At 59.9% G+C, this 7,930-nt stretch carries 7 protein-coding genes and 2 pseudogenes; 2 read left to right on the forward strand and 7 right to left on the reverse strand.

Annotated elements, in window-relative coordinates; all coding sequences use genetic code 11:
* Positions 1–228, forward strand: a pseudogene (locus BEK68_RS01640) (IS256 family transposase); the annotation flags it as partial.
* Between the two features lie 49 nt (positions 229–277).
* Here the strand turns inward: BEK68_RS01640 and BEK68_RS01645 are convergent.
* Both BEK68_RS01645 and BEK68_RS01650 read right to left on the reverse strand, forming a co-directional pair.
* Positions 278–727 carry a GtrA family protein gene (locus BEK68_RS01645; protein WP_012435594.1) on the reverse strand — a complete coding sequence of 150 codons (450 nt, stop codon included), beginning with the start codon at positions 725–727 and terminating at the stop codon, positions 278–280.
* 69 nt (positions 728–796) lie between these two features.
* Entirely contained in the window at positions 797–1,552 is a 756-nt protein-coding gene (locus BEK68_RS01650) for a class I SAM-dependent methyltransferase (protein ID WP_021197345.1), read from the reverse strand.
* Between the two features lie 1,001 nt (positions 1,553–2,553).
* Between BEK68_RS01650 and BEK68_RS01655 the strand changes: the two genes are divergently transcribed.
* Positions 2,554–3,369 carry a LysR family transcriptional regulator gene (locus tag BEK68_RS01655; protein ID WP_012435597.1) on the forward strand — a complete coding sequence of 272 codons (816 nt, stop codon included), beginning with the start codon at positions 2,554–2,556 and terminating at the stop codon, positions 3,367–3,369.
* Between the two features lie 120 nt (positions 3,370–3,489).
* On the opposite strand, the gene BEK68_RS24630 is transcribed toward BEK68_RS01655, so the two are convergent.
* The 5 genes and pseudogenes from BEK68_RS24630 to BEK68_RS01675 all read right to left on the reverse strand — a co-directional run.
* Positions 3,490–4,062: a TniQ family protein gene (locus BEK68_RS24630; RefSeq protein ID WP_225694714.1), complete on the reverse strand. Its 573-nt coding sequence runs from the start codon at positions 4,060–4,062 to the stop codon at positions 3,490–3,492.
* Between the two features lie 43 nt (positions 4,063–4,105).
* Entirely contained in the window at positions 4,106–5,083 is a 978-nt protein-coding gene (locus BEK68_RS01660) for an ATP-binding protein (protein ID WP_021197347.1), read from the reverse strand.
* A 26-nt stretch (positions 5,084–5,109) separates the two neighbouring features.
* Positions 5,110–7,083 carry a DDE-type integrase/transposase/recombinase gene (locus BEK68_RS01665; RefSeq protein ID WP_012435600.1) on the reverse strand — a complete coding sequence of 658 codons (1,974 nt, stop codon included), beginning with the start codon at positions 7,081–7,083 and terminating at the stop codon, positions 5,110–5,112.
* Complete coding sequence (locus tag BEK68_RS01670) at positions 7,083–7,511, reverse strand: hypothetical protein (RefSeq protein ID WP_249262879.1); 429 nt, start codon at positions 7,509–7,511, stop codon at positions 7,083–7,085. Before BEK68_RS01670 ends, BEK68_RS01665 begins: the two co-directional genes overlap by 1 nt.
* Positions 7,512–7,687: 176 nt before the next feature.
* A pseudogene (locus BEK68_RS01675) lies at positions 7,688–7,930 on the reverse strand (IS256 family transposase); the annotation flags it as partial.

The raw sequence follows: 7,930 nt of genomic DNA on the forward strand, positions 1-7,930 counted from the left end.
ATTGAATCGACGTTCGCGACGGTGCGCCACCGTACGACGCGCACGCGTAACTGCGTATCGCGACCAACCTTCCTCGGACTGGCATTCAAGCTGATCGAGGAAGCCGAGAAAACCTGGCGCCGTATCAACGGCCCCGAAAAGATCAAGCTGTTGCTCGAAGGAGTTGCCTTCAAGGACGGCGAACCGGTGCAAGACGATCGACCGGCTCAGCAGAAAATCGCCGCTTGAAATCGACCGCCATCAAATTGTTCATACACCACTCTTGACGTTAGCTCGGTTAGCTATCAGGTTTTTGCTGTGTACGCCAAGCACCAGCCTTGCAGTTTGAGGCGTCCACAACTGCAGGTGCTGCTTGTGCAACGGAAAATGTCCACCTGCGATGCAGATTGAAATTGATCAGAACCAAGATCCCGGTTGAGATCACCTGTGCAACCAAATAGTGCAGGCCCGCAGCGAACAGGACCGCCAGCATCCAGGCGTTGAACAGCAATGCCAGCACCCACACAAGGAGGAAGCGCGAGAGTGTCGCACCGACCTTGGCGGGGGCGCCGAACACCCATCGCCGACTAACCGTGAAATTGAGCACGAGCCCGAAGATCGCACCTAGGGTCGATCCCACCACGGGGGTGGTACCGGAGTGGACCAAAATGTACAGCGCCAGATAGTGAGTGGCGGTGGAAGCACCGCCACTCAGCAGATATCTGTAGAAGATTCGTCGATCGGTCATGCCGGCCTTTTCTCCAAGGCGCATCAGCGCAGGTGCGAATGACTGGTTTCAGTGCCTTGAATGGCCATATCACTCCTTGACCGCGACAGCGAGCAGCGAACCACCGGCGGGAAATGGCAAGCTGCGGGTCAACAAGCGATATTCAACGTCGCAGACGGTCGAAAACAGCCGATTGAGTGTCTTTCCGATGCGGAAACCCTCGTCAACCTCCAGATCGGTCCGCGCAATCTTCTGGTGCACGCGCGAAATAACCATGACGGGTAACAGCAGCGACATGAAGGAATTGACGTAGAGCGGACGGAACCCGGTGGCCCGCAGCTTCTCCACGAGATCCTTACGCGTATAACGACGCTTGTGTTTGGCCGCGTCGTCCACGCGACTCCAGAGAGAAGGATGCTGAGGCACCGTCAAGATCAGCCCACCTCCGCGCCGGCACGCCTTGTACATCTCGCTCAGGGCGAGTCGGTCATCATCGATATGCTCGATCACATCAAAGGCGCTGACCACGTCGAATGCTTCGACAAAAGGGATCGCGCGCGCGTCCATTTGCAAGAACTTCGCTGTGCAATGGCGGCGCGCCATTTGCAGCGCATGCAGCGAAGGCTCCCCACCGCATACCTCAGCATGTGGGAACCGGTCTGCAATCGCAGCGAGATTCTCTGCTGTGCCGCAGCCAATCTCCAAGAAGGACTGAAGCCGCGGGAAATAACGTTGCAGCGCCCACACGATTAACTTTCGGCGATACACGAACCAAAAGTGCTCGGCTTGAAGCTTTTGGTATTCGTCGAACAGCGGCTCGTGGAAGCCGTCGTTGTCCTGAAGCATTTCGGGCGCCAAGCAAGCGACTCCGTCATGGACGGCGGCTCTCCAGCCGCAGGCATTGCACGACCAAGCAAAAGGCCTCAGAGGCGCATGGCAATTTACACAGATATGCACGGCAAACTCCTACGCAGCGAACAACAGCGCTATTCACCGCGCCTTGATTGCTCGCTGACGGAACACTCAATTTCCCTGGTTGCGTGCCGGGACACGCTCACGGGTCTTACCGCTGTGGCCGCGTGCCTCCCTTACAAAAGCGAAGGCTGTCAGACGTCAGCAGTGATGCGTGTCAGGAAACCAGGCGCGGAGGCCGTAGGAGGAGCTCTGGGATGAAACTAAGAAATTGGGCGCTAGACGACGAATGTGTTCGCGCTGTCGGCCGACAACTGGACATGGTCAGTCGCGCGGGCACTGCATACTGCGGAGCCTCCTCGCAAGACGGACATAGCTTGCACCGGTCGTCATAACGAGCAGGTCCTGCTTTGCCATGGTGGTCGTGGCAATGCTTATGGCTGGTACGTGTAGCCACGGAGAGGCGCTTATGCTGAATGCTCCGCGATTTCTTGATTACAGCATGCGCGCGTTCGCAGTCGGCAGGAATACCGGCGCCCATGCCCTGTGAGGGCAGCGCAACTAGTACCAGCCAGAGCGAAAAAACGCGCAGCAACTTCACGGGCACCATCAATGGACGATCACGGAGCCGCAGTCTAGGAAAGTCAACCTGACCGTAGAGTTACGGGTGGATTACAAGAATGCAGCCGGAGAATGGTGCTTGCTCTCCGCATGCTTACCACCTCGAATCACCTTGCGCATACTGAAGGCGCAAGCATGCGATCAACTCATGGTCTGGCGCGCCAAAACTTGGCCTCTCAACGCATGCAGAGCATGCGCGGCACTCGGTGGAATCCCACTGCATCAGAAAAATATGCGCAGTGTCTCCTGCCAGTTCTTGCGGCGATGTTTTTGCCGGCAGCACGCTGAGGGTTGGGGTGCAGCCCTCTCAACAAATGTCCTTGTCCTTTACGGGCACGATCAGCCGGGCGGCAGATCTCGTGCACCGCTCGCAATCGGCGGTGAGCATGCAGATCAAGACGCTGGAATCGGCCCTTGGCAAAGCGCTGTTCGTGCGCAAGCCGCGCAGCGTGGTGCCGACGCAGGACGGCGAGGTGCTGCTGGCACACGCGCGCCGGATCATTGCGCTGCGCGATGAGGCATGGGCGGCGGTCGTCCGGCCGGACGTGACTGGCCGCGTGGTGATCGGCGTACCGGACGATTACGCGTCGTCGCTGTTTCCGCCGATTCTCAAGAAGTTCTCGGCCACCTATCCGAAGGTCGAGATCCAGGTGACCGGCCTGCCCAGCGTCGCGCTCGCCCCGATGTTGCGCGACGGCACGGTGGATCTCGTCTGCGCGACGCGGGTGAAAGGGCTGACCGGCGAGTTCTTGCGGCACGAGCCGATGGTGTGGGCCGCAGCGCCCGGCGCCACTGACATCTGGCGTGAGCGGCCGCTACCAATTGCCGTGTTCCTACCGGGAAGCGTCGCACGCGAGAAGGCGATCCACAGTCTCGAGCGCGCAAAAATCGTGTATCGAACTTCCTATGAGAGCCCGAGTCTGCTTGGCCTGCTGACGATGGCCCGAACTGGCCTCGCCATCACCCCGCTCGCGCGGTGTGCTGTGCCATCTGACTTTACGCTGCTCGGGCCCGCACACGGCCTGCCTGAGATTGGCACGCTTGAAATCGTCCTCGCCCGAAGCGTCACGTCAAACCGACCACCCTGCGATTTTCTCGCCGAGCGCATCGTCGCTGAACTTCACGCATGAGCGCGCCTCGCCCGACGCCCAACCGGGGGCCGGGACTCAGTATTTCCAGCGTGATGGAGCAATTTTTCGACTCCACGGCAATCACGCGAGTGACGCCGCCGTGATCCAAATGCGCCCAGTCTAGCCGTATGTCCTTTCAAAGTATCGCCGACGCATTGCAACTCTGTCATCTTTGCACATCTTCTCCGATCGTAGTGTCGAATACGTCTTGTAACTGTAGGGGGCACCACAGTAGTCGCATCGAAACGGGGTTTCCAGAAAACGAGCTTTGAGCAAGCAGAGCGGCTCGTAGCCGCAGCGTCGGCAACCGATCTCGAGTGGCGTCTGATGCGCCGGGCATGTGGACTCGCTCTGCAACTGATGGAGGGGACTGTGGTATCCACGCCCCAAACACTTGCGGCAAAATCGAAAACGCTCGTCGTACTGGCGGTAAGGAAAAGCATCGAGGACCGATCCGAGAAGTATCTTGGCCGGCAGGTGCAAGGTCTTGCGCAAGGCGGCGATATTGATCGCATCGTGCACCGGTAAAACGCCGGAATAGGGATCGGCGTGCAAGGACAAGGCGGCATGACGCACCACAACATGCCCCGAAAGCTGATTGGCCTGCGCGAATTTCCAAAGAATGGAAATCAGCGACTCGCACGGGTCGACCCATTTCGGGTCGAAGGTGTAGCCTAGCGCGGGCGAAAGCACGCTCTCGTCAAACGATAGAATCGGGAATCGATTCTTCCGGGAGCTACGCAGCGGCGATGATATGCCCGGTCGCATGGCGCGATTGGACGTAACCACACTGTTGCACGGCGTATGCCCACAATGCTGGCGCTGGGCTGTAACCCGGTGCGTCCCGGGTCTCGCTATCTTTCAGGACAATCTCAACAGCGCGCACGAAATATTCCATCGGGATTTCCATCTTGTAGGGGAGGCTCGCCTTGTGATGCGCCGCGCTGAAGGCCTCCCAGAGCACGGTCGCGTCGTTGACAAGCCGGTAGTTGGTGTCGAATGCCTCGGGGACGTAAAACCGCGTGAAGGTCCAAGCGCTCGCCTCCGGGTAACAGGTTTCGTCATAGCCGAGCAAGCAAGTCGCGACATCATCAGCATCGCGTATCCCATAGAACGGCAACTCTTCGACCATGAGGCGCGCGATGATCTGCGTGGCCCCTGCCGCCTGCAGCGATTCCTTCTTGGCCAGCAACTCCTCCTGGCCGACCAGGAAGGTGTACAGCTTGATCTGCTGCCGATCGAGCGTATCGTGAATGTCGCGCAGCCACTCGTACTCATTGACGTTGTAGCGCTGTGCCTCATCGCAAAACAGGAGAATCGTTCCGCTGCCCGCTCGGGCCGCCGCCTCCCGCAGCTTATGGGTCAGCCGGAACCGCTTGGCCGTGTTGGTTCCCGTCTGCGGCTCGGGATAGCCGACGGCCTCCAGCAGGTTCGACAGAAAGGGGCCCTCCGCATGCTTGGGCTTGTGCTCGCACTGCGCGTGGAAGGTGGAGATTTTGGGGTAGTTGCGGGCGAGCAGGAGCCGTATGTATTCGATCGCCCGGGTCTTGCCAATGCGTGAGGGTCCGTAGATCAGCGCCCCAGGAACACGGTACCGCAGGCACCGTGTCACCAGTTCATAAAAATCCTGGATCGCTGCCGTGGCGATCCGGTAATTGCCAGTGACCAGAGGGTGCGTAGCCGGATCAACCGGGCGGGGGCGTTCGACAGACATGGTGGTCCTCCTTGCGGGCGGCCCGCCTAGGAAATCAGTCCCGTACCAATCGTGAGGCGGCGTGGTACACCGGGCGCTGGCGGCGGCGATGGTGAATCGTCAGCGACGGCATTGGAAAGCGGCGCAGAAATGGGTACGGTGGGTCGCAAAGGCGTGTAGATCGTCGGCGCAGTCGACAAAACACGGATGACGTGCGCGAGATCCGTGGCGGCTTTGCGTGTGTGTTTGGCGTGCGCCAGCTTCTCTTGGACGAACGCCTCGATCACGTTGCCTTCCATCCCTTTGCGCATGCCGCGCTTCTTACGCCATTTCAGGATCTCTTTGCGCAGCCGCAAATCGTGGGGCACCAGGCCCCACGCGCCCTGCGCCTGCAATGGCCCCAACTCGGCTCCATCCGCGAGAAACGCCCGTACGCCGCGCAGGTCTTCGACGTTGGAATAGACAAGCAGCTTCGTACCGATCAGATGCGTCGCCGCTGCCAGGGTTGTGCTGGTGTAGCGCACACCGTGCAGGTTGATGTGAGGACGCACACCTTGGTGCAAGTAGGCACGCACCGTGTGCCTCGACGCGGTTTGCATCAGGCACAGCGTGCGACGCCGATGCTCGGCCAACCAGGAGAGCATGCTCTGCTTGACACGGATCAACCGCTCCATGGCCTCCAGAGGCGTGATGTTGTTCAGCCCGCTGTGCGGTGTACCGTTGTAACTGGCGATGGCATATTCGACGAGTTCCGTCAGCTCATCGGAGGACAGGTACAAGCGGAGATTGCCCTTCGGATCGGACAGCGCACGCCGAAGGTCACGCGGATGCGATCCGGTGTAGCCAGGCAGACGCGACGACATCTCTTGCGCAATGGTCGCAAAGAAACGCTCAATGTAGGGGCGCTCGTCCGGGTGGTGATAAGGGCCCGCATCGACAATGCAACCCACGAACTCGCACAAGGCACTGAGCGTGTCGTTGGCAAGATTTGCTTTGGCGTTGTCGAGCTTGATCCACTCCCAGCAAGCGTAGGCGAGCTCGGGCAGTTTTTGCGACGGCAGGCCATCGTGCTTGGAGTACGCGAGATTGGGAAGGGTGAAGGTCATGGGGCGATGAGGCTCCAGTGCCTTCTCCATCGTCTTGATCACGTCATGACGGCTGTACTCGCGCGCGAGCACGACGTGATAACCCAGGATCGCGCGAGTGCAAACGTCGATGATGACCAGCAGCCAGATGCGCTCCATTTCGAACTCGTGCTCAAAACCCAAAGGGTCACGTACCACCACCTTGAGCCGAACATCCAGACGGTGCCCGTCGAATTCCACGACCTGATAGGGGCGCACGGCCGCGGGCGATACGGCATGTCCGTCCTGCAGGGGCAAGCCTTTGAGGTGAGAGGCGCCCGCCGCGCGCGCAGCTTGGCCGAAGGAGCGCAGCATTTCCGCCTTGAGCCGGTTGGACAACGAGCGGATTGCCAAATAGTCCATACAGAGCGGGTAGTCCGTCGCCTTCAGACCGAGCGACCGACATTGCTTCAGGAACTCCTCATGCAGGGCTTTCAGGCCGCGCAGGCGCGTCTTGAGCTTGCCATCCGTGCTGACCTGATGCAGCACGACCTTGCGTTGCCGAATCTGAGCCCGAAGCCACGTCACCAAGGCGGGATGGCTCTCGAAGATTTGCGATATCGCCCCGGCCGTACCGCGACTGCCGGTCTGCCCCTGGACGACGATAGGGGCAACGCGCGCGTATTCGGCAATCCGCACATTGGGAATGACGGCGCGAAAGCCCCAGATCCGTCCATCGGGGTGTGTCTGCAACGCACGATACAACCACCGATATAGTTGGCGACGATCGATACCGGTGGACAGTTCAATTTCGTCGATAGCGTCGCCTCGTGCATAGCGCTCGATGGCGGCAGTCGCCATGCGTACCCGCTGCTGACGCCCCTCCGTGAGCTCCGTCCATGCAACTGACGGCCAGGACGCGAGGTCGAGATGCTGGAGCTCCGGTTTGCGGCGCATCAGGACTGTCCTCCCGGTGCCGAGAACAGTGTGAGCAGCGACAACGCTTCCGTATGCAAGGTCGGTGCCGAGAGCTTGCCCGTGCGCAATAACTCATACACCGCGGTGCGAACCAGAACGGGATCGCCTGTGGCGTACTCGCGCTCAATGGTCAGGAGTTGCCTCGGCTCAGCTGTCGCAAAGCGCCGGATCGCTGTCAGCAGACTCGCCGCTGGCAAGCCGCGATTGGCCACGATCGTGGGTAACATCCGTTGCCAGTTGTCGATCCAGACTCGGGATGCAGCGAGTTCTGCCGGCGGCACCACACGAATATCGATCTCTGAGTCGTCCAGTTGGCGCCCTTTGTCGACGACCATGCCCTCGTCGTCTGACTCTGAGAGCAACACCAACTCGTCCCGAGTTTCATAACGGACCCAGAACTCGGCCAAGTGTCGCTGTCCGCCCACTAGGATGAACCCAGGCCTTTCGCAAAAACGCTGAACGTCGGGATCGGCCTCCAGCCTCAGCCATTGATCGAGAGCCGCACACCGATAGAACGACACCCGGCGCCCCAATTTGAGCTAACGTCAAGAGTGGTGTATGAACAATTTGATGGCGGTCGATTTCAAGCGGCGATTTTCTGCTGAGCCGGTCGATCGTCTTGCACCGGTTCGCCGTCCTTGAAGGCAACTCCTTCGAGCAACAGCTTGATCTTTTCGGGGCCGTTGATACGGCGCCAGGTTTTCTCGGCTTCCTCGATCAGCTTGAATGCCAGTCCGAGGAAGGTTGGTCGCGATACGCAGTTACGCGTGCGCGTCGTACGGTGGCGCACCGTCGCGAACGTCGATTCAATCGCGTTGGTCGTGCG

The sequence above is a fragment of the Ralstonia pickettii genome, from assembly GCF_001699815.1.
Taxonomy (GTDB): Bacteria; Pseudomonadota; Gammaproteobacteria; order Burkholderiales; family Burkholderiaceae; genus Ralstonia; species Ralstonia thomasii.

Coding starts and splice junctions, on each gene's coding strand:
- BEK68_RS01665 (WP_012435600.1), bottom strand. CDS start 7,083: ATGCGCCGCAAACCGGAGCTCCAGCATCTCGACCTCGCGTCCTGGCCG.
- BEK68_RS01645 (WP_012435594.1), bottom strand. CDS start 727: ATGACCGATCGACGAATCTTCTACAGATATCTGCTGAGTGGCGGTGCT.
- BEK68_RS01650 (WP_021197345.1), bottom strand. CDS start 1,552: ATGCTTCAGGACAACGACGGCTTCCACGAGCCGCTGTTCGACGAATAC.
- BEK68_RS01660 (WP_021197347.1), bottom strand. CDS start 5,083: ATGTCTGTCGAACGCCCCCGCCCGGTTGATCCGGCTACGCACCCTCTG.
- BEK68_RS01655 (WP_012435597.1), top strand. CDS start 2,554: ATGTCCTTGTCCTTTACGGGCACGATCAGCCGGGCGGCAGATCTCGTG.